17 protein-coding genes and 3 tRNA genes are annotated in these 26,102 nt (G+C 45.0%); 12 read left to right on the top strand and 8 right to left on the bottom strand.

The annotated features are described in order from the left end of the window. The first annotated feature begins 39 nt into the window (after positions 1–39). The gene (gene polA / locus Q4B82_RS01475; RefSeq protein ID WP_303064658.1) at positions 40–2,832 is read left to right on the top strand and encodes a DNA polymerase I; all 2,793 of its coding nucleotides are present in this window, start codon (positions 40–42) and stop codon (positions 2,830–2,832) included. 281 nt (positions 2,833–3,113) lie between these two features. Here the strand turns inward: polA and Q4B82_RS01470 are convergent. Then, positions 3,114–3,200, bottom strand: a tRNA-Leu gene (locus tag Q4B82_RS01470). Between the two features lie 310 nt (positions 3,201–3,510). Between Q4B82_RS01470 and tig the strand changes: the two genes are divergently transcribed. From tig to ppc, 7 genes are all read left to right on the top strand, one after another. Continuing rightward, the gene (gene tig, locus Q4B82_RS01465) at positions 3,511–4,818 is read left to right on the top strand and encodes a trigger factor (protein WP_303064657.1); all 1,308 of its coding nucleotides are present in this window, start codon (positions 3,511–3,513) and stop codon (positions 4,816–4,818) included. A 117-nt stretch (positions 4,819–4,935) separates the two neighbouring features. Then, positions 4,936–5,559, top strand: a complete 624-nt coding sequence (gene clpP, locus Q4B82_RS01460; protein WP_303064656.1) for an ATP-dependent Clp endopeptidase proteolytic subunit ClpP — start codon at positions 4,936–4,938, stop codon at positions 5,557–5,559. Positions 5,560–5,732: 173 nt separating this feature from the next. Beyond that, entirely contained in the window at positions 5,733–6,116 is a 384-nt protein-coding gene (locus Q4B82_RS01455) for a hypothetical protein (protein ID WP_303064655.1), read from the top strand. A gap of 79 nt (positions 6,117–6,195) precedes the next feature. Then, positions 6,196–7,650, top strand: a complete 1,455-nt coding sequence (locus Q4B82_RS01450; protein ID WP_303064654.1) for a TrkH family potassium uptake protein — start codon at positions 6,196–6,198, stop codon at positions 7,648–7,650. 241 nt (positions 7,651–7,891) lie between these two features. After that, positions 7,892–8,092 (top strand): hypothetical protein, encoded by a 201-nt coding sequence (locus Q4B82_RS01445; RefSeq protein WP_303064653.1) that lies wholly within the window; start codon positions 7,892–7,894, stop codon positions 8,090–8,092. 126 nt (positions 8,093–8,218) lie between these two features. Beyond that, complete coding sequence (gene gshA / locus Q4B82_RS01440) at positions 8,219–9,565, top strand: glutamate--cysteine ligase (protein WP_303064652.1); 1,347 nt, start codon at positions 8,219–8,221, stop codon at positions 9,563–9,565. Between the two features lie 126 nt (positions 9,566–9,691). Further along, positions 9,692–12,394, top strand: a complete 2,703-nt coding sequence (gene ppc / locus Q4B82_RS01435; RefSeq protein WP_303064651.1) for a phosphoenolpyruvate carboxylase — start codon at positions 9,692–9,694, stop codon at positions 12,392–12,394. Positions 12,395–12,462: 68 nt separating this feature from the next. Here the strand turns inward: ppc and Q4B82_RS01430 are convergent, their stop codons facing one another. From Q4B82_RS01430 to Q4B82_RS01420, 3 genes are all read right to left on the bottom strand, one after another. Then, positions 12,463–14,061 carry a YdgA family protein gene (locus tag Q4B82_RS01430; protein WP_303064650.1) on the bottom strand — a complete coding sequence of 533 codons (1,599 nt, stop codon included), beginning with the start codon at positions 14,059–14,061 and terminating at the stop codon, positions 12,463–12,465. A gap of 114 nt (positions 14,062–14,175) precedes the next feature. After that, the gene (locus tag Q4B82_RS01425) at positions 14,176–16,116 is read right to left on the bottom strand and encodes a MacB family efflux pump subunit (RefSeq protein WP_303064649.1); all 1,941 of its coding nucleotides are present in this window, start codon (positions 16,114–16,116) and stop codon (positions 14,176–14,178) included. Between the two features lie 94 nt (positions 16,117–16,210). Continuing rightward, positions 16,211–17,386, bottom strand: coding sequence for an efflux RND transporter periplasmic adaptor subunit (locus Q4B82_RS01420; protein WP_303064648.1), 1,176 nt, complete (start codon positions 17,384–17,386; stop codon positions 16,211–16,213). Between the two features lie 345 nt (positions 17,387–17,731). Between Q4B82_RS01420 and Q4B82_RS01415 the strand changes: the two genes are divergently transcribed. The 3 genes from Q4B82_RS01415 to Q4B82_RS01405 all read left to right on the top strand — a co-directional run bounded on the left by Q4B82_RS01415 (position 17,732) and on the right by Q4B82_RS01405 (position 19,101). Beyond that, positions 17,732–17,807, top strand: a tRNA-Val gene (locus Q4B82_RS01415). Between the two features lie 36 nt (positions 17,808–17,843). Next, positions 17,844–17,920: transfer RNA gene (locus Q4B82_RS01410), tRNA-Asp, on the top strand. A 263-nt stretch (positions 17,921–18,183) separates the two neighbouring features. After that, positions 18,184–19,101 (top strand): metal ABC transporter solute-binding protein, Zn/Mn family, encoded by a 918-nt coding sequence (locus Q4B82_RS01405; protein ID WP_303064647.1) that lies wholly within the window; start codon positions 18,184–18,186, stop codon positions 19,099–19,101. 77 nt (positions 19,102–19,178) lie between these two features. On the opposite strand, the gene fumC is transcribed toward Q4B82_RS01405, so the two are convergent. Continuing rightward, positions 19,179–20,570: a class II fumarate hydratase gene (gene fumC / locus Q4B82_RS01400; RefSeq protein ID WP_097115199.1), complete on the bottom strand. Its 1,392-nt coding sequence runs from the start codon at positions 20,568–20,570 to the stop codon at positions 19,179–19,181. A gap of 81 nt (positions 20,571–20,651) precedes the next feature. Then, positions 20,652–20,786: a hypothetical protein gene (locus Q4B82_RS01395; RefSeq protein WP_303064646.1), complete on the bottom strand. Its 135-nt coding sequence runs from the start codon at positions 20,784–20,786 to the stop codon at positions 20,652–20,654. Positions 20,787–20,801: 15 nt separating this feature from the next. Between Q4B82_RS01395 and gap the strand changes: the two genes are divergently transcribed. Further along, entirely contained in the window at positions 20,802–21,830 is a 1,029-nt protein-coding gene (gene gap / locus Q4B82_RS01390) for a type I glyceraldehyde-3-phosphate dehydrogenase (RefSeq protein ID WP_303064645.1), read from the top strand. 73 nt (positions 21,831–21,903) lie between these two features. On the opposite strand, the gene mgtE is transcribed toward gap, so the two are convergent. Together mgtE and pheT are read right to left on the bottom strand one after the other, a co-directional pair. Continuing rightward, positions 21,904–23,334, bottom strand: a complete 1,431-nt coding sequence (mgtE, locus tag Q4B82_RS01385) for a magnesium transporter (RefSeq protein WP_303064644.1) — start codon at positions 23,332–23,334, stop codon at positions 21,904–21,906. Positions 23,335–23,686: 352 nt separating this feature from the next. Further along, entirely contained in the window at positions 23,687–26,047 is a 2,361-nt protein-coding gene (gene pheT / locus Q4B82_RS01380; RefSeq protein WP_303064643.1) for a phenylalanine--tRNA ligase subunit beta, read from the bottom strand. Positions 26,048–26,102: the final 55 nt, after the last annotated feature.

The following is a 26,102-nucleotide window of genomic DNA, read 5'->3' as shown; positions in this document are numbered from 1 at the left end:
GTATAATTTCCCCATTTTCAACTTTTCAGGCAGCCTAAAATGACTTCCCCACAAAAGACCCTATTATTGGTAGATGGTTCGTCCTATCTTTACCGAGCGTTTTACGCCATGACCCACCTATCCGCACCCGATGGCACACCCACTAACGCGGTATACGGCGTATTGAATATGCTGCGCCGACTTCGCGCTGAACAAGCACACGATTATTGCGCCTGTGTGTTTGACGCAAAAGGCAACAACTTCCGCCACGAGCTATTTCCCGACTACAAAGCCACGCGCCCTCCCATGCCCGATGATTTACGCCCACAAGCCGATATGCTGCCTGAAATTGTGGCGCAAATGGGTTGGACGGTTTTGAAAGTATCAGGCGTGGAAGCCGATGACGTGATTGGCACATTGGCGGTTCAGGCAGCAGAACAAAATATGCAAGTCATTATTTCCACAGGAGATAAAGACATGGCGCAACTGGTAAACAGCCAAATCACGCTCGTAAACACCATGAAAAACGAAACGCTAGACGAAAACGGCGTGTTTGAGAAATTCGGTGTAAAACCCAATCAAATCAGAGACTTTCTTGCACTAATGGGCGACAAAGTGGACAACGTACCAGGCGTAGAAAAATGTGGCGAAAAAACAGCAGCAAAATGGTTATCGGAATTTGGTTCGCTACACGAAATCATGCGTCGCGCCGATGAATTTAAAGGCAAAATTGGCGAGAATCTCCGCACCGCGCTCACACAACTTCCCCTGTCTTATGAATTGGTTACAATTAAAACCAATGTAGATTTGTCTGCCGAACTGCCCAACGGTTTGGCAGACTTACGCCGCCGCGTACCAGAATGGGACAAATTAGCACCACGTTTTCGTGAATTAGGCTTCCGAACTTGGCTCAAAGAAGCCGAAAGTCAATTAAACCTCACACAAGGCGAAACAGGTGATTTGTTTTCAGGCAGCCTCAATGATGTAGAAAATAAAACGGTTACCACTTTCAGGCAGCCTCAAAAAACGCTAGCACCCCAACCCGAAAGCATCAATTACCAAACCATTACCACGCCTGAACAATTAAACATTTTGGCGCAACGTTTGGCACAAGCCACACAAATCGGCTTGGATACAGAAACCACTTCACTTGATGCCATGCAAGCCAAATTGGTGGGCATCAGCATTGCCTTTGCCGCAGGCGATGCCGTGTACATTCCTTTGGCACACACTTTTGCAACCGAACAATTAAGTTGGGAAGCCGTTTCAGGCTGCCTGAAACCCTTTTTGGAAAACCCCAAACTCAAAAAAATCGGACAGCATTTGAAATACGACCAACACGTTTTTGCGAATGCAGGCATTGATTTACAAGGCATTTCAGGCGATGCCATGTTGGCTTCCTATTTATTAGAAAGCCATTTGGGACACGGTTTAGATGAGTTGGCACAACGCTGGTTGGGTTTGGAAACCATCACTTACGAAAGTTTGTGTGGCAAAGGTACAAAAGCCATTTCTTTTGCCGATGTGGCTATGGAACAGGCCAGTGAATACGCTTGTCAAGACGCAGATTTCGCACTGCGAATTGAAGCACATCTAAAAGCACAAATGGACGATAAATTACTGAATTTATATGAAAATCTAGAATTACCTGTGGCACAAGTTCTGTTTCAAATGGAAAGAAACGGCGTACATTTAGACCGCACCGAATTAGCAAAACAAAGCACCGAATTGGGGGCTGCATTATTGCAACTGGAAAACGAAGCCTACACCGCAGCAGGACAACCCTTTAACCTTAACTCACCCAAACAATTACAAGAAATCCTGTTTGACAAAATGGGCATACCAACCAAAGGCTTAAAAAAAACCACCACAGGTGGCATATCCACCAATGAAGCCGTATTGGAACAACTCGCCCCCGATTACCCACTACCAAAAATTATATTACAAAACAGAAGTTTATCAAAACTAAAATCCACCTACACTGACAAACTGCCTGAAATGCTCAATCCACAAACAGGACGTGTTCACACCCACTATGCACAAGCTGTGGCAGTCACAGGACGTTTGGCAAGCAACAATCCCAATTTACAAAACATTCCAATCCGTACCGCCGAAGGTCGCCGTGTGCGCCGCGCCTTTACTGCACCTGATGGCTTTTGCATTGTATCTGCCGACTATTCACAAATTGAATTACGCATCATGGCTCATTTGAGTGGCGACAAAACCTTGATTGATGCCTTCCGCAACGGCGAAGACATACATCGCCGCACCGCCGCTGAAGTATTTGGTATTTCACCCGAACAAATTACCGCCGAACAACGCCGCTACGCCAAAACCATCAATTTTGGTTTAATTTACGGCATGGGTGAATACGGTTTAGCAAAATCACTGGGCATTGATGTCATGTCAGCCAAAATGTTCATACAACGCTATTTTGCCCGTTATGTAGGCGTTGCCGAATACATGCAACGTACAAAAGAACAAGCACAATCAAATGGTTATGTAGAAACTTTATTTGGCAGACGTTTATACCTGCCTGAAATTCATGCCAAAAATGCCAACGCACGTGCAGGCGCGGAGCGTGCCGCCATCAACGCACCCATGCAAGGCACAGCTTCCGATTTAATCAAACACGCCATGATTGATGTACAAAACTTCCTGCTTTCAGGCAGCCTGAAAACACGTTTGATTATGCAAGTTCACGATGAATTGGTATTGGAAACCGCCCAAAATGAACTGGATTTCATCAAACACAAGCTACCTGAAATCATGGCAAAAGCCGATGGTGGCTTATTAGACGTACCACTCTTGGCAGAAATCGGTTCAGGCGCAAATTGGGAAGATGCCCATTAAATCAATATGGTTTTAACTTCGTTTAAGCTTTCGACTTTCAGGCAGCCTGAAATACGGTTGCACAAAATACAGTCGTTTCAAATTAAAATACAACGAAAGTTGTGTGCGAATAGTACATAAAGGCTTTGGCAACACTGTACTATATTGTATTTTAAACGATTCCAAACACGAAACAAACGGCGGAGTTTAACAACTTAACCGTTTGTTGAATTGTGGTCAGATAGAATATTATGACAGTTTACGAAAAAAGCAGCCTGAAAAGGCTGCTTTTTTTATGAATGTGGTGCCCAGAAGAAGACTCGAACTTCCACGTCCTTACGGACACCAGTACCTGAAACTGGCGCGTCTACCAATTCCGCCATCTGGGCTTGAAAGCTGGCAATTCTAAATATCGTCCAATAAAACGTCAAGCAATATTTTGCACCACAAACCCAACAAGCCAGTAAAATCTTGTATTTTGATTTAAAATATCGATTTTCAAACCTTCTTTTTCAGGCATCCTAACAACGCCAATATAACACACAAACTGATTTCATACTGAAATTATCATGCGAAAAAGCAGCTTTCATGTTAAAATTCGCCATTTTAAATTCCCAAAGGCGCATCAAAATCATGGCAAGCCAGACTTTGCGCCGATTGTGTTTAAATTTTTATTTGTAAATTGAAAGAAAGGTCGCCATGAGCGCAACTGTTGAAAAATTGGAAAATCTGCAACGCAAGCTGGTCGTGTCTTTACCTTGGCTTGACATCAATGCCGAAACTGATAAACGCATCAAACAAGCACAACGCCGTGTTCGCGTGGACGGTTTCCGTCCAGGTAAAGCTCCTTTAAAAATGGTGGCTTCCATGTATGGCGCAGGCATTCAAAACGATGTACTGAACGAATTAGCACAAGATGCGTTTTACAAAGCCGCACAAGAACAAAATGTACGCGTGGCCGCGTTGGAACGCATTGAACCTGTTGAAAATCAAGAAAATTCAGCAAATTTCCAAGTGGCTTTCGTGTTTGAAACGCTGCCTGAAATCCAAATTGGCGATTTGTCTGCTTTACAAATTGAAAAAGCCGTTGCCGAAGTGGGTGATGAGGAAGTTAATAAAACCATTGAGATTTTGCGTAAACAACGCACACGCTACAACCGCGTAGAACGTGAAGCGCAAGATGGTGACCGTGTGATTATTGATTTTGAAGGGAAAATTGAAGACAAACCTTTTGCTGGTGGTACTTCACAAAACTACCCTTTTGTTTTGGGTCAAGGTCAAATGCTGCCTGAATTTGAAGCTGGCATAAAAGGCTTAAAAGAAGGTGAGAGCAAAGATGTGGAAGTTAACTTCCCCGAAGATTATCATGGTGCAGATGTAGCAGGCAAAACTGCGGTATTCTCGATTACCGTACACAATGTCGCCGAAGCCGTATTGCCCGAAGTGGATACAGATTTTGCCAAAGCCTTGGGCATTGAAAATGGCGATGTGGCAAAAATGCGTGAAGAAGTGAAGAAAAATGTTGGTCGTGAAGTAAAACGCCGTGTGAATGCACAAAATACTGAAGCTGTAATGAATGCTTTGCGTGAAGCGCATTCATTTGATTTACCTAAAGCTTTTGTACGCGATGAAGCGCAACGTTTGGCAGAAGAAATGAAACAAAATTTTGCCCAACAAGGTTTGGACGCCAAATCATTTGAATTGCCTTTGGATATGTTCATGGAACGTGCTGAACAACGTGTGGCATTGGGCTTGTTATTACCTGTTTTGATTGAAGAAAACAAATTACAAGCAAGCGATGAACAAATCAAGGAAATTGTTACTGAATTTGCCGACAGCTATGAAGATCCACAAGAAGTGGTAGAATGGTATTTTGCCGACCGCCAACGCTTAAATGGTGCAACAAATTTGGCAACCGAAGCCAATGTGGTTGAATTTGTTTTAGGTAAAGCCAAAGTAACTGAAAAACAATTGTCGTTTGATGAAGTGATGGGCGCGACTGCATAATTGCAGCGTGGCATAAACAAAAGCACCGTTGCATTGGCTACGGTGCTTTTTAAAGTTGAAATGCTGTTATGATGTTATTTTCAGTCAGCCTAAAAATCAAGACCACAAGGAAACCTTATGTTCCCCGAAATTCAAAACAATACCTTAATCCCTACTGTGATTGAACAAAGCGGACGTGGCGAACGTGCGTTTGACATTTACTCACGCCTGCTCAAAGAACGCATCATTTTCCTGATTGGTCCTGTAAATGACCAAACTGCCAATTTGGTGGTGGCGCAAATGCTGTTTTTGGAGAGCGAAAATCCCGATAAAGACATCTATTTCTACATCAATTCCCCTGGTGGCAGTGTAACCGCTGGCATGAGTATTTACGACACCATGAATTTCATCAAGCCCGATGTTCAAACCCTATGTTTGGGTCAAGCCGCCAGCATGGGCGCATTTTTACTTTCAGCTGGCACCAAAGGTAAACGCTTTGCCTTACCCAACAGCCGTGTGATGATTCATCAACCGTTAATCAGCGGTGGCTTGGGCGGTCAGGCCTCCGACATTGAAATTCATGCACGCGAATTATTGAAACTCAAAGAAAAACTCAATCAACTACTGGCCAAACATACGGGGCAGCCATTGGAGAAAATTGAACGCGACACCGACCGTGATAATTTCATGTCCGCAATACAAGCCGCTGAATACGGTTTGATTGATAAAGTAATTAATACACGCGCAGACGCAGCTGCATAATTAGCAATCCCCAATCATCATATCGCCTGCGATTTTTCAGGCAGCCTTAATCGGCTGCCTGAAACCTCCAACACAACCAAACTTTCAAACCTGTATTCATCATCTTAAATCAGGGTCTCTATTACTACATCATACGAATACAATTGCTTAAATTCAATTGAAAGGAAAACATCATGCGTTTCACATTTTCCCTTATTGTAAGTAGTCTGATGTTACTGTCTGCTTGTGCCACTACACCCGAACAAAAAGCCGCTCGCGCAGCCGCACAAAAACGTTATGAACAGGATTTGCAAGTGGCTTTGGCAGCACAATGCGACCCACAAACCGCCGCTTTATTGCGCCAAGAATTTGATAAACCCGAATTTACCAGTGAACAAGAACGCCAAAATTTCCGTTTGCGCTACATTGAAAAAATCAGCGACCCCATGTTCCAAGCATGCTACAAAATGGCATGGCAAAATCACATCAGCCAAGAACGTTTGCGCGAATTGGAACGTTATCATTATTGGGACGATTTTTATCCATGGCGCAGACCATTTGACAGTTGGTATTGGTAGTTTCAGGCAGCCTTTTACAGCCCAGCTTCATGCTGCCTGAAACCCCAATCTTTTTTTACTTTCAGGCAGCCACACCAATATGCACAACATCTTTGCCACTTTACATATTTTTTCCAAACTGTGTTTGCTGTTCGCACTGTTAATGTGGACACCTACATTGGTCTCTTATCTGTATCAAGACGATGCTTTTTATGTATTTGAACGCATTGCCTTTATAACGGTTCTGCTTTCCAGCTTGGTGTGGTTCTTAACTCGCCAACACCAACGCGAATTGCGTCCGCGTGATGGTTTTGCTTTGGTAACTGTCATGTGGCTTGGGTTTGCAATGATTGCCGCCACACCTTTGTATTTTTATTTTGACCAAATGCCTTTTATTGATGCATTTTTTGAAGCCATCAGCGGTTTAACCACAACTGGCGCAACAGTCATCACAGGTTTAGACAAACTGCCCCCTTCCATCAATTTTTGGCGACACATGCTCAACTGGCTAGGAGGTATGGGGATTATTGTATTAGCAGTTGCCATTTTGCCCATGTTAGGCGTAGGTGGTACACAACTGTTTAAAGCCGAAATACCAGGTATTGAAAAAGACAACAAAATGGCACCACGCATTTCACAAACCGCCAAACGTTTATGGTTAATGTATTTGGTGTTCACCATTTTAACGTGTCTCGCCTTACGCTTGGCAGGTATGGGCTGGTTTGACGCAATATGCCACGCCATGTCTGCTTTCGCTTTGGGCGGTTTTTCCACACATGACAACAGCATTGCCTATTTCAATTCCACTACCATAGAACTGGTCATCATGTTGGCAACATTGGCAGGAGGCATCAATTTTGCCAACCATTTCGTTGCAATACGCCAAAGAAGCTTGCGTCATTATTGGCAAAATGAAGAAGTCCGCGCCATGTTGGCCTTACTGTGTTTCAGTATTATTTTTGCTTCTTTATATTTATTTTATAAAGGATTTTATCCACTTTCCGATGCCATTCGTTATACTGCATTCAACTTCATTTCCATTGGTTTAGCAAGTGGTTTTGCCAATGCCGATTTTGCCACTTGGCCCTTAATCGTATCTTTGTGGATGTTTTTCCTGTCCAATATTTTAGCAGGAACAGGCTCTATGGGCGGAGGCATCAAAATGGCACGCGCCATCGCATTGGCAAAATTCACATTCCGCGAAACCACCGTTTTACAACACCCCAATGCCGTGCGTTCCGTCAAGGTCAATGGACGCAGCCTGAATGAAAAATTGGCATTGTCCATTATGGCATTTGTTTTCGCTTATTTTATGACCGTAGTGGTCTTCACATTTCTCATGATGGCATCAGGTTTGGATTTAGTAACCGCATTAACCGCGATTGTTGCCTGTATCACTAACGCAGGTCCAGGCTTGGGTTCTGTCGGTCCCGCACACAATTACGCCGCATTGAGCGAATTACAAAAACTGCTTTGCGCCCTGGTGATGCTGCTGGGACGATTGGAAATTTTTACGGTTTTGATTTTATTCACACCAGGATATTGGAAAAAATAAACTCATGTTTTTAAAATAATTAGAATAAATACGACAATGTAAAGAAATCTTTAAAAAATAATTTTCATTTAATATCAATCCCATAAAAACCGTTTCATGGAACACAATAGACATACCACAACAAAGCAGGCAGAATTCAAGGACTTGAAAACATTTCAAGAGGCACATTTTGCTTGTGCCAAATAATAAACATCAAACATCAATATATTTAAAACAAATTGAAATTGTTAAGGAGCTGAAAATGGCACAAGTAAAAATCAATGTATCTGGCATGACAGGCAAAGCAGATGGCGACCGTTTAGTGGATCAAACATCTAATGTACCTGGCGTGAAATTCGTCAATGCCAACCATGACGATGGCTATGTTATCGTAACACACGGCGATGGCTTTGACGAAGCTGCATTCAAAGCAGCTGTAAATGCCGCGGGGTTCAGCGCCTAATTCATTCTATTTCCAACAAACCGCTTCTGTTTTTCAGAAGCGGTTTGTGCTTTCAGGCAGCCTGAAAACAAACAAAACTTGTTATAATGCCCAACTAATAAACACCTCAAATAGGAAAGGGCAAACATGAAACTTCCTCAAATTCAAACTGAATATGCACAACATCTGCACGATTTTGAAACCAAAATCTTGCAAAACCACAGCAAAATTGAAGCATGGTTTCGTGCCCAATGGCAGCAACACCAACCCCCATTTTACGGCTCGGTGGACATTCGCAACGCAGGTTACAAAATGGCAAGTATTGATATGAATTTGTTCCCTGGTGGGTTCAACAATCTCAATCCCCATTTCATTCCGCTTGCCACCATTGCCGCCCAAGACGCGGTAGAACGCGCTTGCGAAACCGCCAAATCCGTGCTGCTCATTCCCGAAAACCACACGCGCAACACCTTCTATTTACAGAATGTTTTTGCCTTGTCCAACATTTTGCGCGATGCGGGATTTGAAGTGCGCGTGGGCAGTTTCAACCCCGAGCTGACCCAAGCCACCGAATTTGAAACCGCCTTGGGCAACACATTATTGATTGAGCCACTTTTGCGTACCGACAACCGTGTGCATTTGGCAGATGGCTTTTCCCCATGTTTCATTTTGTTAAACAATGATTTATCAGGTGGTGTACCCGATATTTTGCAAGGTTTGGCACAAAACGTGCTGCCGCCCCTGCACGGTGGCTGGACAACACGCCGCAAAACCCAACATTTTGCCGCCTACAATCAAGTAGCCCAACAATTTGCCGATTTAATTCAAATAGATGAATGGCACATCAACCCCTATTTTGAATATGTGGGCGGCTTGGATTTTCAAGAACGCGAAGGCGAAGACGCTTTGGCAGCAGCCGTTGAGCGCGTCTTGGCAAAAATCCAAGCCAAATACGATGAAAAAGGCATTACCGACCAACCCTTTGTGATTGTCAAAGCAGACGCAGGCACTTACGGCATGGGCGTGATGAGCGTGAAATCTGCCGATGAAGTCCGCAGCCTGAATCGCAAAAACCGCAACAAAATGGCAAAAATCAAAGAAGGCTTGGAAGTATCGGAAGTGATTGTTCAAGAAGGCATTTACACCTACGAAACCATGGACAATGCCGTTTGCGAACCCGTTGTGTACATGATGGACAGATTTGTGATTGGCGGTTTTTTCCGCGTGCATGAAGGTCGCCGCAACGATGAGAATTTGAACGCAGGCGGCATGGTGTTTGTACCACTAGACCAAAGCATTCCTAGCGCAGGCAGCGCAAATGACGCAGAAACGCAAGAACATTGCGAACGCGTTTTCGCACAATGGGACGAATTGGGCATCGCTCGCCCCAATGCTGAAAAAGTAGATTGCAGTAGCAACCGCTTGTATGTGTATGGCGTGATGGCGCGATTGTCGCTGTTGGCGGCAGCAATTGAATTGGCAAGACACCACTGACTAATCGCAGGCTGCCTGAAAACAAAATGGCATTTTCAGGCAGCCTGTTGCCGATAATGTTGATGACCCTATTTATTTTGTGCCACTCTATCTTGTTTGTAACCCAAAACAAAGGAAAGCATAACCATGTTTACCGCGCAACTGAATGACCCCAAAGACATTGAATTAACCGCCGATGCAGAATGGCTGCGTACTGCTTTATATGAAATGTTGTCGCAACACACCGATGAAATCGTGGTCAATACTTTAAAAATTTTGGAACAAGCCGAAGACAGCAGTTTGATTATAAATGAAATTCTACCGTCTCTAAGCGAAGAACAAACAGAAAATTTGATTACGGCTGTGGGCATATTTGCCCAAATTCTGAATATTGCCGAAGATGTACATCACCAACGCCGCCGCCGCACACATGAACAAGCTGGACGTTCCAGCAGCGATGGCAGCGTGGCAGAAACTGTCAAAAAATTGCAGGCGCAGAATTTAAGCCATACGCACATTCAGGCAGCCTTAAACCAAATGCGTGTCAGCGCAGTTTTAACCGCCCACCCAACCGAAGTACAACGCCAAGCAGTTTTGGTATCGCACCGCAAAATTCGTGCACTGCTGCCACGCCGTGAACATTGTGCCAATGCCGAAGAATTAGCACAACTGCGCCGTGAAATTGATACGGTTTTACTCACACTGTGGCAAACCAGTGAAACCCGCCATTTCAAAATCAGTGTAAAAAGTGAAATCACCAATGGTGTGAACATTTTCCCCATCAGTTTTTTTCAAGCCCTACCGCAACTCTATCGCCGCATGGAGCACCGTTTTCAGGCAGCCTATCCCGAGCTGAACATACCTAATATCTTGGACATTGGTGGCTGGATTGGTGGCGACCGCGATGGCAATCCTTTTGTGAACGCCGAAACGTTGCGTGAAGCGTTTACCCGTCATGCCGATGCATTGTTTCATCATTATCGCCGTGAATTGGAAACCTTGTATCAAGAATTACCTTTGTCCGTGCGCCGCGTAAAGGTCAATGACGGCGTATTGGTTTTGTCTGCCAAATCGCCCGACACCGAAGTAGCACGCCAAGAAGAACCCTATCGCCGCGCGATTGCCCACATTTTGTCGCGTTTGATTGGCAAGGCACACACTTTGGGCGTAAAACTCGGCTGCCGTTTTGGTACGAGCACACCCTACGACACGCCACAAGATTTTCTCCATGATTTAAATATCTTGCGCGATTCTTTACACGACAATGGCAGCACAGTTTTGGCAAACGCACGTTTGGCAGACATCATTCGCACAGCTTCAATATGTGGTTTCCACTTAATGCCTTTGGATTTGCGCCAACACGCCGACAAACACAACGAAACAGTTGCTGAATTGTTTGCCAAAGCTGGTTTAGAAGACTATTTCAGGCTGCCTGAAAATGAAAAACAAGCGGTTTTATTGCGTGAATTACAACACCCTCGCCCCTTATTCAGCCCCTATTTGGCATACAGCGACAGTACGCGTGCCGAATTGGCGATTTTCCGCGAAGCACGCCACATTAAAGACGGCTTTGGCGAACAAGCCATTTCTCAAAGCATCATTTCCAACTGCGAACAACCCAGCGATTTACTGGCACTTGCTCTTCTACTCAAAGAAAGTGGTCTTTTGACCCTCAATAATGGGCTGCCTGAAAGCCGCATCAATATTGTACCGCTGTTTGAAACCATTGAAGCCTTACAAAATGCCTGTGATGTAATGGAAAAATTGTTCCAAACCACTTGGTACAAACAACTTTTAAACAGCCGCAACAACATTCAAGAAATCATGCTTGGCTATTCCGACAGCAATAAAGACGGCGGCTACATCAGCAGCACTTGGGGTTTATACCAAGCCGAACAAAAATTGGTACAACTTTTCAGGCAGCATCACATTCAAATTCGCCTGTTTCACGGTCGCGGTGGCAGCGTCAGTCGCGGCGGTGGACCGTCCTACCAAGCGATTTTGGCACAACCCGCAGGCAGTGTGGCAGGACAAATCCGCATTACCGAACAAGGTGAAGTAATTACCGCCAAATATGGCGACCCTCATAATGCCACACGCAATTTAGAAGCCCTTGTTGCTGCCACATTGGAAGCCACTTTATTGGAAGCAGCAGAAGACCCTGATGCCGATTTGATGAACACGCTATCTGAACGCGCCTTTCAACATTATCGCGCTCTGATTACACGCGAAGGTTTCATTGATTATTTCTTACAGACCAGCCCAATTGAACAAATTGCCAGCTTGAATCTGGGCAGTCGTCCTGCCAGTCGTAAAACATTGACTCGCATTCAAGATTTGCGTGCGATTCCTTGGGTGTTTTCGTGGACGCAAAACCGTTTGATGTTGCCTGCATGGTATGGTTTTGGCAGCGCGGTAGCCGATTTGTGTGCACAAAATTCAGACAGTCTCAAAGCCATGCAAGAACACGCACAACACAATCGCTTTTTCCGTGCCATGTTATCCAATATGGAACAAGTAATGGCAAAAACCGACCTCACACTTGCCGCCCATTATGCAGAATTAAGCCAAGATGCAAAACACGGTGCTGCGATTTTTGATACCATTGCCGCCGAATACAACAAAAGTCGCCAAGCCTTACTGGACATTTTGCAAACCGACAGCCTGCTTGCAGACAACCGTGCGCTGGCACGCTCGCTCGCCTTACGAATTCCCTATTTGAATGCTTTGGGTGGTTTGCAAGTTGCGCTGTTGCACAAATTGCGCACCGAACCCGACAACCAGCGCATTTTGCAAATGGTGCATCAAACCATCAATGGCGTGGCACAGGGTTTGCGTAATACAGGTTAAATTTAAGGGCTGCCTGAAAACCTTATGTATTTTCAGGCAGCCTTTTATGAAAGTTCAATCATTGTGATTCAATATTTTAACGCAGATGATGCACTTTCAGGCAGCATTGCATCAGAAGCCGACTGCCCTTCTAATGCCACAAACGCATCTTGGTCATTGGGTGCTTCAAACAGTTTATCATTCAAGGTTACACGATTGTCCTTTAAGCTCAATCTGGTTTGTACCGTACCGTTTTCCCGTTTGATGTAACCCTCTGCATTCATGGTTTTAATGGTTTCACCCACCAACATACGAATGGTGTCGCTGATTTCTTGTTGTTCTTGTGCGCTGCTGGGGTCTTCTACGGTAAACAAACTACGCGCTTGGGTTACAGCAAAGTTTTCCAGCAGATTTTGCGACACATCAAAACCAATATCAGCCTGTGTTTTACGCACAATGGCAGCAAAATCATTTAAATCAGCCTGCTGCAAATCTTTAAATTTCAATTCACCTGTGGCGTTAATGTGTCCATCTGGTGTTTGAAAAGCAAATTGATGAATTTTAAATACAGGATTATGGGTAAAAATGCCTGCGCCTTCTTTGCGTACAGCGTCCAACACCAAATCATTCACATCGCCATTGTTTTTGTTTTGATGCGTGGTGGCAATTTGCGCCCAACGTTGTTTTAAAGCGGTTAGACTTTTGCTGTCTAAATGTTCAGCGGCAATGTCAATCGCCAATGGACCGTACTGTTCTTGTCCATATTGCAATTTCTCAAAGGCAAATGCACCACGACTGTTGATGAACCCTTGCTCATCTTGCTGGGTTTCTGTGCGATAAATCAAATTGCTGACGTTGACATCATTGGGAGCAATCGTGCCACTGGGGTTAATGAATGCGCCAATTTGCAAATCGGTTACCATATTGACCAAATCATTCAGACGCACATTGTAATCAATGCCTTGTTTCCATGCCAATTTTAATCCTGCTAGCTTGGTTTCTGACCAACCCAATGTCATGTCATGCTTGCCTTCTTGCGATTGGGCGGTCAAATTCAAATTGTCCAAGCTGATGCTGCCCATGTCTGCCAACTGTACCTGAATGCCTGGTAAATTGAATTGACTGCGGTATTCTGTGAAACCTTCTTGATAGGTAACTTGTGCGCTCATGCCTTTCCAGTTGATTTTGATACCCGACAATTCTTCGTAATCAAATGGGGCAACTTGAACCGTTAATTCACCACTACCATCTAATGCAATCACATTACGTGCCGTTGCAGGCGTGCTTTGCCCAAAAAAACGTGCCAATGTTTTGGCGACTTCAGGGGCATATTGAAACTCGGTTTCCACCACCGCACGAACTGGCTTGATGCCATCGGCAAACAAACCATGTTGAACGTGATTGACCATCGTAACAGGTTGGTCAAACAGTTTTTTGACATTATCAGGTAATTGTCCGTTAAGTTTGCTTAACATCGCAGGATGAAAACGCATTACTGTAGTTTCAGTAGAAGAAAACCAACCGCGCTGATATTCATGTGATACCACATCAAAAAAGAAAGTATCCGCAAGCGCACGGTGTTGGATTGCCAAACTTTGCTGGGCTTTGCCACCCATATAATATGGTGTGAAACCAAAAACCAGCGATAAAATGGCAAGAGTTGCGACAGCAGTCAAAATTTTTTTCATGTGTTTTTCAAACATTTCGTTCAATCAAAATGGCATCATCATAGCATATTTTGCCGACAACGTAGCTTTCAGGCAGCCTGTTATTAGGCTGCCTGAAAAGTTAGGTAAACGTTTTTAATCGTGTGCCAACGCATCTATTGGGTTAAGTTTAGACGCGTTTTTCGCTGGCACATAACCGAAAATAATGCCAATTGCGGTGGAACACAGAACCGCACCAACAATAGACGCAGTAGAAAAAGTCATGGCAAAGTCGCTGACAAAATGATTGAATACCACACCCAAACCAAAAGAAATCAGTACCCCTGACAAACCACCAATCAGACAAAGCAATACAGCTTCAATCAAAAATTGCTGCAAGATATTGCTTTGCCGCGCTCCAATCGCCATACGAACACCAATTTCTTTGGTGCGTTCGGTTACAGAAACCAACATGATGTTCATCACACCAATCCCTCCCACAACCAATGAAATCAAAGCAATAGATGAAATCAGCATGGTCATGGTGCTGGTAGTGGATTCAATGGTTTGTTTGATGCTGTCGCTGTTGCGTGTGAAAAAGTCTTCTGTACCATGTCGCGTCAACAGCAGTTCTTTGACGCCTTTTTCTGCTGTTTGTGAATCAATTTGGTCTTTGATTTTCACTGCAATGCTGCCTATGTGTTTTTCCCCACTAATTTGACTCATCACAGTGGTATAAGGGGCATAAAGATTAAGCGTATCCGAACCACCCATCATGTTTGTGCCTTGTTCTTTCACAATACCGATAACGGTAAGTGGACGTTTTTGCAGTAACACGATTTTGCCCAACGGATCTTCGCCTTCAGGAAACAGTTTTTTGGCAGTATTATCATCAATCACCACCACCTGCGCGTTTTCTTTCACATCAGCCGCATCAAATAATCTACCTCTGTTTAACTTTAATCCACGCACATCAAAATAGGCTTCGCCTGCACCATAAATATTGGCGGTTAAATCGATGTTTTGGTAAGTAAGTGTGCCGCCCGTACTGGTTGATGGCGTGGTGCTTTGCACATAACTTAATTGTGCCAAAGCCTTGCTATCCGCAACAGTTAGCGTTTTAATGCGACTGCGATTGCGGTCACCAAAACCTTTACCAGGAAAGATACTGATGGTATTCGTCCCCATAGCCGCAATGTCTTGCAAAATTTTCTCTTGCGAACCACGCCCCAAAGCCACCACCGATACCACCGCTGCAATGCCAATAATGATGCCAAGCATGGTCAAAAGCGAACGCATTTTGTGCGCCACAATCGCTTGCAAAGACATGGTACAGGCTTCTTGAAACTGGTCTTTGTAAAACACCAAACCATGTTTCTCTTGAATACTGACAACATCGCTGGGCGGAATTTGGCTGTTTTTGCTTTTATCCGCAATGATTTCACCATCTTTGATTTCAATCACACGATTGGCTTGGGCAGCGATTTTCGGGTCGTGCGTAACCATAATCACAGTATGCCCATCTTGATGCAAGCCGTGAATGATATCCATCACATTTTCGCCACTGCCGGAATCCAAAGCACCCGTTGGCTCATCGGCAAAAATGATTTCTCCACCATTCATCAAAGCTCGGGCAATGGAAACACGTTGTTGTTGCCCACCCGACAGCTCGCTGGGTTTATTGTTTTCTTTGCCCCGTAAACCCAATTTGTGCAACAAAAAATCCGCACGGCGATTGCGTTCCAAATGGGTCATGCCTGCATAAACCGCAGGCAACGCCACATTATCCCGCGCACTCAAAGCAGCCAATAAATTGTAGCGTTGAAAAATAAAGCCAAAGCGTTTTCGGCGCAAAGCAGCCAATTCATCTACTGTCATTTGAGCAGTTTGCATTCCTGCAATCGCGTATGAGCCTGTGCTGGGTGTATCCAACAAACCCAAAATGTTCATCAAAGTGGATTTGCCCGAACCCGATTGCCCCACAATTGCCACAAAATCACCCTTTTCCACGCTTAAATTGATGTTTTTTAAAACGTGAACGCGATTATCGCCTTCGCCAAAATAGCGGTTGATGTTTTTACATTCAATAAGTGCCATAAATCATCATGCCTTATGCCTTTGTTGGTTTTCAGGCAGCCTCAATCCTCATGAATACGGGCTGCCTGAAACAAATCAAAATCCCCTTCATTATTTATCGCATTCTAGGTGGACTGGTATTGCCAACAGCCCTGGCTTTTTCATCAGCCCCCATTTCCGACATGACCACCTTGTCGCCCTCATTCAAACCCGATTGAATTTCCGTATTCATACTGTCCTTCAAACCCGTTTGTACTTCTCGTTCTTGCACCTGATTGTTCTCCCCCAATACACGCACAAATTTCTTGCCTTCACGCGATTTAATGGTAACGGTTGGCACAATTAAAACCCCATCTGCCGATGCAATTTCAATCGTATTTTGTGTAGTCATACCGATTGCCAGTTTGCCATCAGCATTATCCACCAAAGCACGTGCATAATAGTAAACTGCGCTGGTTGTGGTATCTGTCGCTTTACTGTACGCACCTTTGGACATGGTAGTCAAACCAGGGTCAATACTGTCCAAAATCGCGCTCACAGGCTCATCAGGTTCAGACAAAATCGTGAAACGCACATTTTGCCCTTTTTTTACTTTGGTCATATCCCCTTCTGCAATTTGCATTTTATTGCTCATGCGCGACAAATCAGCAATTTGCACAATGGTCGGTGCAGTTTGAGTGGCATTCACAGTTTGCCCCTGCTCCACCACCAAAGCCACAACTGTCCCACCAGAAGGTGCGGTAATACGGGTGTAACCCAAATTTTGTTCTGCCGTATTAATGGCAATTTGGGTTTGCTTGATAACAGATTGCAACTCTTTGATTTTCGCTTGATTGCCTGCCAACGCATCTTCTGCACTCTCAAATTCTTCTTTTGAAACTGCATCTTGCATTGACAAAGTTTGATAACGCGTGTATTTACGTTGCGCGATTTTCAATGCCACCTGTGCCGATGCCAACTGCGCCCGATACGTTTCCAACTGCGCTTTTTTGGTATTAACCTCATTGATTTGGTTCACGTTGTCAATTTCCGCAATCAAATCGCCCTGTTTAACCACATCGCCAATCTGAACATGCATGCGCTTGATTTGTCCAGAAACCTGCGCTCCAACATCTACCAAATTGGTTGCCGCAATTTCACCTGTTGCCGAGACTGTTTGACTGATTTTGCCTCTCTTAACCGTTTCTGTGATATAAGAAACCTCATTTTTCGGGCGCGTGTAAGCATAAACACCCCAAGCCAAGCCCAACAACACCAGCACAGCCAATACCGTTTTTACCACTTTTTTCATTATTTTTCCGTATGTATATCAATGGATTGCAAAGACCCACATTTTAATGGTTTCTGGCTACCTAAAAAAGCCACACACTTAAATAAATCAAAACAATTAATTGAATTATATAAAAAAACACCAAATTCATTTACACAACTTTTATTTTATCACAGCAAAATAACACGATAATCAAGTACACTCAATGTCCATTTACCATTTTCAGGCAGCCTAACACATAAAAAATAACAATTAAAACCAAAATGATAAGTTCATTTTCATGATTTTTTACGAATCAACACTTGCCAAATCCCCACCAATCTGTTTTAATACACGCTTTCGCAACAAGCGGAATAGATTTAAAATGGGTGATTAGCTCAGTTGGTAGAGCGTCTGCCTTACAAGCAGAATGTCGGCGGTTCGACTCCGTCATCACCCACCACTTTTTGATTGATTGCTTTAACGGCAGTTAATCTACGCGGTGGTAGCTCAGTTGGTTAGAGTACTGGCCTGTCACGCCAGTGGTCGCGGGTTCGAGCCCCGTCCACCGCGCCAATTTTCAAATAAACCCTTTACAATTTTTTGTAAAGGGTTTTTTGCTGTGATTGCCATTTTCGGCTACCTAAAAAAACAAATTAAATATGGTCGCAGAATTGAAAAAGCACTACGGCGTTGCCAACGCTCCTTGTACTACTGTACACAACTCCCGTTGCCGCCTTGTATTGCTTTTTTTACTTCTACAACCATAGATTATGTTACACCATAACACAAAAACAGGTACAATCCATTTTTTACCCATCTGAACAAGGAAAAACACCATGTTTCACAAAACCAAACCGCTTGCATTCACATTAGCCCTGCTGTTTTCAGGCAACCTGTATGCCGAACCGTTGCAAGTAGTCAGCAGTTTCAGCATTTTGGGCGATGTAGCCAAACAAATTGGTGGCGAACGCATTGCGGTAAGCAATTTGGTTGGTGCCGATGCTGATGCCCATGCATATCAACTCACAGGTGGCGATGTCAAAAAAATTGCTGCCGCCAAATTGGTTTTGCTCAACGGTTTGGGCTTGGAGCAAGCCGATATCATGCGTGCTATCAAACAGAATAAAGTACCTTATGCCGAAGCCGCCACAGGCATCACGCCCTTAAAAAACGATGAAAATGCTGCACACCATCACCACCACGGCGAAGACGGTCATCATCATGACCACGGCGAATTTGACCCTCATGTTTGGCATGACCCTGTTTTAATGCAAAAATACGCCGCCAACATCACCACCGCACTCATTAAGGTCGACCCAGCAGGCGCAAGACACTACGAAACCCGTTTTAAGAACTACCAAAATCAACTGGTACAACTGGACAATTACGCTCGCCAACAATTCAATGCCATACCACAACATCAACGCAAAGTCATCACAGGACACCACGCCTTTGCCTATTTGGGTAAACGCTATGGCATCACATTTCTTGCGCCACAAGGTGTCAGCACCGAAACCGAAGCCTCAGCCAAAACTGTCGCAGCCATCATTCGCCAAATCAAGCAACAAGGCATCAAAGCTGTATTTACCGAAAACATCAAAGACGGTCGCATGGTAGAACGCATCGCCCAAGAAACAGGCGTGAAAATCGGTGGCAAACTGTATTCCGATGCTTTATCCAAGGGTACACCCGCTGCCACTTATGCTGATTTATTCCGTCACAATGTGCGCATCATGAGCGAAGCCATGAAATAAACCCAAACACCATAAAAAGGCTGCCTGAAAGCATATTTTCAGGCAGCCTTTTTGTTGCCCTTTCGCTTAAATCAGCCTTATTTAGGCGCAACCATTTCTTCGGGTTTCACCAACTCATCAAATTCCTCGCCCGTGAGCAATCCCAATTCAATGGCGGTTTCACGCAAAGATTTGTCGTTTTTGTAGGCGGTTTTCGCAACTTTTGCCGCGTTTTCGTAGCCGATTTTGCGGTTCAATGCCGTTACCAACATCAAAGAATGGTGCAAGAAATAATCAATTTTTTCAGGCACCGCCTCAATGCCCACCGCGCAATGTTCATTAAAGCTGTTGCACGCATCGCCCAACAAACGCACCGATTGCAACAAATTGTACGCAATCACAGGCATATACACATTCAACTCAAAATTGCCGCTCGCGCCAGCCATGTTAATCGTAACGTCATTGCCGAACACTTGGCAGCAAACCATGGTCAAAGCCTCTGCTTGGGTGGGGTTCACTTTACCAGGCATAATGGACGAACCAGGTTCATTTTCAGGAATGCGGATTTCGCCCAAACCACAACGCGGGCCCGAAGCCAACCAACGCACATCGTTGGCGATTTTATTCAGGCTGCCTGCCAGCGTTTTCAACGCGCCAGAGGCATAAACGCAAGCATCGCGTGCCGCCAAAGCCTCAAATTTATTGGGCGCAGTAACAAAAGGCAAACCCGACAATTCAGCCAGTTGCGCAGCAGCCTTAACCGCATATTCAGGGTGGCTGTTCAAGCCCGTACCAACAGCCGTGCCACCCAAAGGCAATTCATACAAATCGCGCAAAGCATCATTCAAACGAACCAGCGCATGGTCCAACTGATTCACATAGCCCGAAAATTCCTGACCCAAAGTCAAAGGCGTGGCATCTTGCAAATGTGTGCGACCGATTTTCACAATGTTGGCAAATTCTTTGGCTTTCGCGTCCAAAGTGTCGCGCAAGGTTTTCACAGCAGGAATCAGCAAACGGTTGATTTCAATCGCTGCCGCAACATGAATCGCAGTAGGGAAAGAATCATTGGTGGATTGCGCGTGGTTCACATGGTCGTTGGGGTGAACAGGTTGATAAGCCGCCAAGCCCGTGCCAGCCAATTCATTGGCGCGATTGGCGATAACTTCGTTCATATTCATATTGGATTGTGTGCCAGAACCCGTTTGCCAAACCACAAGCGGAAATTGACCCGCCAATTTGCCAGCCAGCACATCATCGGCAGCCTGAACAATCAAATCCGCCTGTTCTTGTTTAATGCGACCCAAGCCAGCATTGGTGATGGCGGCGGCTTTTTTCACCAAAGCCATCGCATTAATCAAAGGCAAAGGCAAAGTTTCGCCACCGATTTTAAAATTATCGCGGCTGCGTTGGGTTTGTGCGCCCCAATAGGCTTCGTTGGGAACGGCGACTTCGCCCATGGTATCGTGTTCAATGCGGGTGTTGCTCATGGTGTTCTCCTGTTGTGGACGTGTCTTAAAAGTAAATGATTATAACAATCAAATAGAATTTAGCAAGATGTTTGCTTTCATTCAGGCTGCCTGAAAAAAACATTCCGTTTCAGGCAGCCTATTGTTGTGCATGGTGCTTGCATCTTTGTAGTCGTATGTAGTTTTTTTCGCTATAATGCGCGCGCCACGCAATTCTGTGGCTTCATCATCACACAAATTTAAGGAATGAACATGACCCTCAAAATTGCCATCAACGGTTACGGGCGCATCGGTCGCCAAGTGGTTCGCGCCATTTATGAATACGGTATGCGCGATCAATTTGAAATTGTTGCCATCAATGGTAGCGGCGATTTGGCAACCAATGCCCATTTGATTCAATTTGACACTGTACATGGTCGCTTTCCCGCCAAAGTGAACCAAGATGGCGAACATCTGATTATCAATGGCGACAAAATCCCTTTCTTTTCAACACGAAATCCAGCTGAATTACCTTGGGGCAAATTGGGCGTAGATTTGGTCATGGAATGCACAGGCGCGTTTTGCAGCAAAGCCAAATCACAAGCACATTTGGATGCAGGTGCGAAAAAAGTCTTAATTTCAGCACCCGCTGAAAACGATGTGGACGCAACAGTAGTTTATGGCGTGAACCACGATATTTTACGACCTGAAATGACGGTAGTCTCCAACGGTTCTTGTACCACCAACTGTCTTGCACCGATTGCCCAAACCTTACACAAGGCTTTGGGCATTGAAAAAGGTCTGATGACCACCATTCACGCCGTTACCAACGACCAAGTCATTACCGATGTGCGCCACAAAGATTTACGCCGCGCCCGCAGCGCAATGGAAAACATGATTCCCACCAAAACAGGTGCAGCAAAAGCCGTTGGTGTGGTGTTGCCTGAACTCAATGGCAAATTAGACGGCTGGGCCATTCGCGTACCAACCATCAATGTTTCTTTGGTGGATTTGACTTTTGAAGCAGGTCGTAACACCAACGTGGATGAAGTGAACCAAATCGTCAAAACCGCCGCTGAAAGCTGCCTGAAAGGGATTTTGGGTTACAATGAATTGCCTTTGGTTTCAAGCGATTTCAACCATCAACCACAAGCCAGCGTGTTTGATGCGGCTTTGACCAAAGTATCCAACGGCAATTTGGTCAAAGCCTTTGCATGGTATGACAATGAATGGGGCTTTTCCTGCCAAATGCTGAACACAGCACGAGCCATGTTTGGTATGCCAGTAAAGCTGCCTGAATAAGAACTTGTATTCATCAAATCAAAGCTGCCTGAAAACCCATTTGGGGTTTCAGGCAGCCTATTTCATTTTTGCATCACAATAAAAATAAGGTTGCCAATCCCAAAAAAATCAAAAAGCCACCCGAATCAGTTACAGCTGTAATCAAGACCGAACTGCCCAAAGCAGGGTCTCGCCCCAATTTATCCATGGTTACAGGAATGAGTACACCCAATAATGCCGCCAACAACAAATTCAAAGTCATCGCCGCAACCATAACCAAACCGATACCCAAATTACCATACAACAACCATGAAATCACACCCATAACGCTGCCCCACAATGCACCATTAACCAATGCCACTCCCAATTCTTTTTTCAACAAACGCATGGCTTGTGTAGTGGAAATTTGGGCATTTGCCATAGCACGCACAATCATGGTAATGGTTTGATTACCCGAATTACCACCAATGCCCGCCACAATCGGCATCAAAGCGGCCAATGCCACAATCTGCGCGATGGACGATTCAAACGCACCAATCACACGACTAGCGACAAATGCCGTTACCAAATTTACAGCCAACCAAACCCAACGGTTTTTGACTGAATCCCAAACAGGGGCAAACAAATCTTCTTCTTCATTCAAACCTGCCATATTCAACATATCGGTTTCGGATTCTTCGCGAATCACGTCCACCATTTCGTCCACCGTTAAACGCCCAATAAGCTTCTTGTTTTCGTCCACCACGGGCGCAGTAACCAAGTCATAACGTTCAAACGCTTGCGCTGCTTCTGCCACATCATCTTCTGGGCGAAATTTAACCACATCACGTGCCATTACGTTTGCCACTTCTTCATCTGGGTCAGCAATCAACAATTTGCGAATGGGTAAAACCCCTTGCAAAACATCGTGTTCGTCCACCACAAAAATTTTATCGGTGTGATTGGGCAGACTATCAAAGCGGCGCAAATAACGCAATACCACCTCACAACTCACATCAGCACGAATACTGACAATCTCAAAATCCATAACTGCGCCCACTTGGTCGTCTGCATACGACAAGGCTGCCTGAAACTCAGCTCGCTCTTCTTCATCACGGTCCTTCAAAACTTCCGCCACCACATTTTCAGGCAGCACTTCCGCTAAATCCGCCAAGTCATCTGAATCCATGTCTTCCACAGCCGCCACCAATTCTTCGGTGTTCATGGATTCAATCAGGCTCTCACGTACCGAATCAGACACTTCCAACAACACATCACCATCTTCTTCGGGAATGGCAACTTTCCATACCAAAACCCGTTCTTTAGGTGGCAAATTTTCCAATACTGCCGCCACGTCCGCAGGGTGCAATTCATGCAGTATGCCAATCAGCATTTGCAGCTGGGCGTTCAAAAGCGGATTTTCAGGCAACGTATTGTCTTGAGTAATTTGGCTGTAAAAAGGGAGCAAGCGATTCGCAAGCTGATGAATGTGCTCGATGTCGTAATCCAAACGCGCAACATCGTCATTGTGGTTTTGAAGTTCCATAAACGCTCCACCTGCCTGAAACAGGAGAACGCTCAGGCAGGATTAGATAAGATTTTGATTTTTTTGATGCAGATAAAAAGATGTTTGACAACTGGGAAGGTCGTCCATAATTGTTTATTCCAAATAAAAACAACGCGTATTGTACACACTTTCAAAACATTACAGTAAAAAGTATCTGAATTTTTGGTGCATTCATTAACATAAATAGGCTGCCTGAAAATACAGTCGTTTAAAAAGAGTGGGTAACGCAGCATTATTTCTTATTTTAACGACCATAACATCAAATATTTTCAGGCAGCTTTCAATTTATACGAACCTTTTGAGCAGCCTTAATATGCCCAAACAATGACCATCAACGCAATTTCGCGCCAACCGTTTCGGCTGATTGAATTAATATTTGAATAATCGGCTCAACCGTTTCATCATTCAACGTGCCGTCATGGCTTTGCAACACAATTTTGACTGCCAAAGATTTGTGGTGTTCAGGCAGCCCTGCGCCACGATAAACGTCAAATAATTCAACTGCTTGAATATAATCGCTTTTCACCGCCCACAAAGCCGCTTGCAACACCGCAAAATCCACATTTTCAGGCAGCACAAACGCCAAATCACGGCGCACAGGCTGGAATTTGGAAATCGCCTGATAGCGCGTTTTTTCGCTTGCCAACACCGCCGCCATGTCCAATTCAAACAATAAAGGCGCATTGGGCAAATCGTATTTTTGCAACCATTTTGGGTGCAATTCGCCGATAAAGCCGACATTTTCGCCACCAATCAACACATTTGCGCTGCGCGTGGGGTGCAGCGCAGGGTGTGTCGCACGCACATATTCAATTTGGACATTTTGTCCAGATAACACGCTTTCCACGTCCGCTTTCACATCGTAAAAATCGGCAGCACGCGCTTTTTCGCCCCATTGTTCAGGCAGCACCGAACCGTAAACCAAACCGCCAAGTCGTTCATTTTGCACAAAAATACCGTTTTCTTTGCGGAAGGTTCGCGCCATTTCAAACACGCGCACGCGGTTTTGTTTGCGGTTCAAATTGTTTTGCAAAACCTCAATCAAACCGCCAATCAGCGTAGAACGCATCACCGAATATTGCGCCGCCAATGGGTTTTGCAAACAGATAGGATCTTGATTATTCGCAAAATCTTTTTCCCAATCCTCATTCACAAAAGCATAGCTGACAATTTCCTGAAAACCACGCGCTGCCAATTTTTGCGATACGCCAAAACGCGGATTTTTGTTTTCAGGCAGCCTTAACATCGCCAATTTGCCCGAAGTGTAATCGTCTGGAATGTTTTCGTAGCCATAAACACGCGCGATTTCTTCAATCAAATCTTCTTCTCTTTCAATATCATAGCGGAAAGAAGGCGCGGTAACGGTAAAACCATTTTCATTTTGGACAGGATTCAAACCCAATTTGTCCAAAATCGCCTGAATTTGCGCGCTGGCAATCGCCACGCCCAGCACTTTTTCCACACGCTCGGTGCGAATGGACACGGTTTGGGGTTCGGGCAAAATGCCTTTTGCTTCAACGATTTCGCCAGCTTGACCGCCACAAATCGCCAAAATCAATTCGCTGGCGCGTTCAATCGCGTCTCGTTGTAATTGGTAATCCACACCGCGTTCAAAACGGAAGGAACTGTCTGAACCGAAACCGTATTGTCTTGATTTTCCTGAAATGATTTCAGGTGTGAACCACGCGCTTTCCAAAACCACATTTTTCGTTTCATCGGAAACCGCGCTGGACGCACCGCCCATCAAACCTGCGATGGACAAAGCCTGTTTTTCGTCCGCAATGACCAGCGTATTATCTTGTAAAATCACGGTTTTTTCATTCAAACACGCCAAAGTTTCGCCATTTTGGGCGCGGCGAACGTGCAGGCTACCTGAAAGTTTATCCGCGTCAAAAACGTGCATGGGCTGACCGATTTCCAACATCACATAATTGCCGATGTCCACCAGCGCGGAAATGCTGCGAATCCCTGCGCGTTCAAGGCGTTGCGTGAGCCATTTGGGGGATTGGGCTTGCGCGTTCACGTTTTCAATCACGCGCGAAATGAAACGTCCGCAATCTTCGGGCGCGTCAATTTGCACGGCTTGTGTGCGCTTGCTTTCGGATTTAACTTTTTGAATTTGTGGAAAATTCACTTCGCAAGCTGTCAAAGCCGCCACTTCGCGCGCCAAACCTTTGATGCTCAAACAATCGGTGCGGTTGGGCGTGATTTTCAGCGTGAAAATGGTGTCGTCCAAATCCAAAAATTCACGGACATTTTGTCCAACGGGTGCGTTGTTGTCCAAAATCAGCAAGCCGTCCACGTCTTCAGGCAGCCCCAATTCTTTGGCGGAGCAAAGCATACCGTTGGATACCACACCGCGCATTTTGGTGGGCTTGATTTTGAAATCGTTGGGCAACAGCGCACCGTCCAGCGCACAGGGGACTTTAATGCCCACGCGCACATTGGGCGCACCGCAAACGATTTGCAACAATTCGCCTTTGCCCACGTCCACTTGGGTAACGTTCAGGCGGTCGGCATCGGGGTGTTTTTCCACCGCTTTGACTTCGGCAATCACCACGCCCGAAAAATCGGGGGCGGCTGGGGTGGTTTCTTCCACTTCCAGCCCTGCCATGGTAAGCAGGTGGGCGAGTTGGTCGGCACTTAAATTGGGGTTGGCTTGGGTTTTGAGCCATGAGTAGGGGAATTGCATATAAAATTAAATCCTAAAAGTTAAAATGAATGAATATTTTTGTATTTTATTAAAT

The sequence above is a fragment of the Alysiella sp. genome, assembly GCF_030525755.1.
In the GTDB taxonomy this organism is placed as follows: Bacteria; Pseudomonadota; Gammaproteobacteria; order Burkholderiales; family Neisseriaceae; genus Simonsiella.
The sequence above is the reverse complement of the archived record's forward strand: the minus strand, read 5'-3'. Positions and strand labels throughout refer to the sequence as shown.

Excerpts from the sequence above, each read along its gene's own strand:
- polA (WP_303064658.1), top strand. The coding sequence starts at position 40 with ATGACTTCCCCACAAAAGACCCTATTATTGGTAGATGGTTCGTCCTAT.
- tig (WP_303064657.1), top strand. The coding sequence starts at position 3,511 with ATGAGCGCAACTGTTGAAAAATTGGAAAATCTGCAACGCAAGCTGGTC.
- clpP (WP_303064656.1), top strand. The coding sequence starts at position 4,936 with ATGTTCCCCGAAATTCAAAACAATACCTTAATCCCTACTGTGATTGAA.
- Q4B82_RS01455 (WP_303064655.1), top strand. The coding sequence starts at position 5,733 with ATGCGTTTCACATTTTCCCTTATTGTAAGTAGTCTGATGTTACTGTCT.
- Q4B82_RS01450 (WP_303064654.1), top strand. The coding sequence starts at position 6,196 with ATGCACAACATCTTTGCCACTTTACATATTTTTTCCAAACTGTGTTTG.
- Q4B82_RS01445 (WP_303064653.1), top strand. The coding sequence starts at position 7,892 with ATGGCACAAGTAAAAATCAATGTATCTGGCATGACAGGCAAAGCAGAT.
- gshA (WP_303064652.1), top strand. The coding sequence starts at position 8,219 with ATGAAACTTCCTCAAATTCAAACTGAATATGCACAACATCTGCACGAT.
- ppc (WP_303064651.1), top strand. The coding sequence starts at position 9,692 with ATGTTTACCGCGCAACTGAATGACCCCAAAGACATTGAATTAACCGCC.
- Q4B82_RS01430 (WP_303064650.1), bottom strand. The coding sequence starts at position 14,061 with ATGAAAAAAATTTTGACTGCTGTCGCAACTCTTGCCATTTTATCGCTG.
- Q4B82_RS01425 (WP_303064649.1), bottom strand. The coding sequence starts at position 16,116 with ATGGCACTTATTGAATGTAAAAACATCAACCGCTATTTTGGCGAAGGC.
- Q4B82_RS01420 (WP_303064648.1), bottom strand. The coding sequence starts at position 17,386 with ATGAAAAAAGTGGTAAAAACGGTATTGGCTGTGCTGGTGTTGTTGGGC.
- Q4B82_RS01405 (WP_303064647.1), top strand. The coding sequence starts at position 18,184 with ATGTTTCACAAAACCAAACCGCTTGCATTCACATTAGCCCTGCTGTTT.
- fumC (WP_097115199.1), bottom strand. The coding sequence starts at position 20,570 with ATGAGCAACACCCGCATTGAACACGATACCATGGGCGAAGTCGCCGTT.
- gap (WP_303064645.1), top strand. The coding sequence starts at position 20,802 with ATGACCCTCAAAATTGCCATCAACGGTTACGGGCGCATCGGTCGCCAA.
- mgtE (WP_303064644.1), bottom strand. The coding sequence starts at position 23,334 with ATGGAACTTCAAAACCACAATGACGATGTTGCGCGTTTGGATTACGAC.
- pheT (WP_303064643.1), bottom strand. The coding sequence starts at position 26,047 with ATGCAATTCCCCTACTCATGGCTCAAAACCCAAGCCAACCCCAATTTA.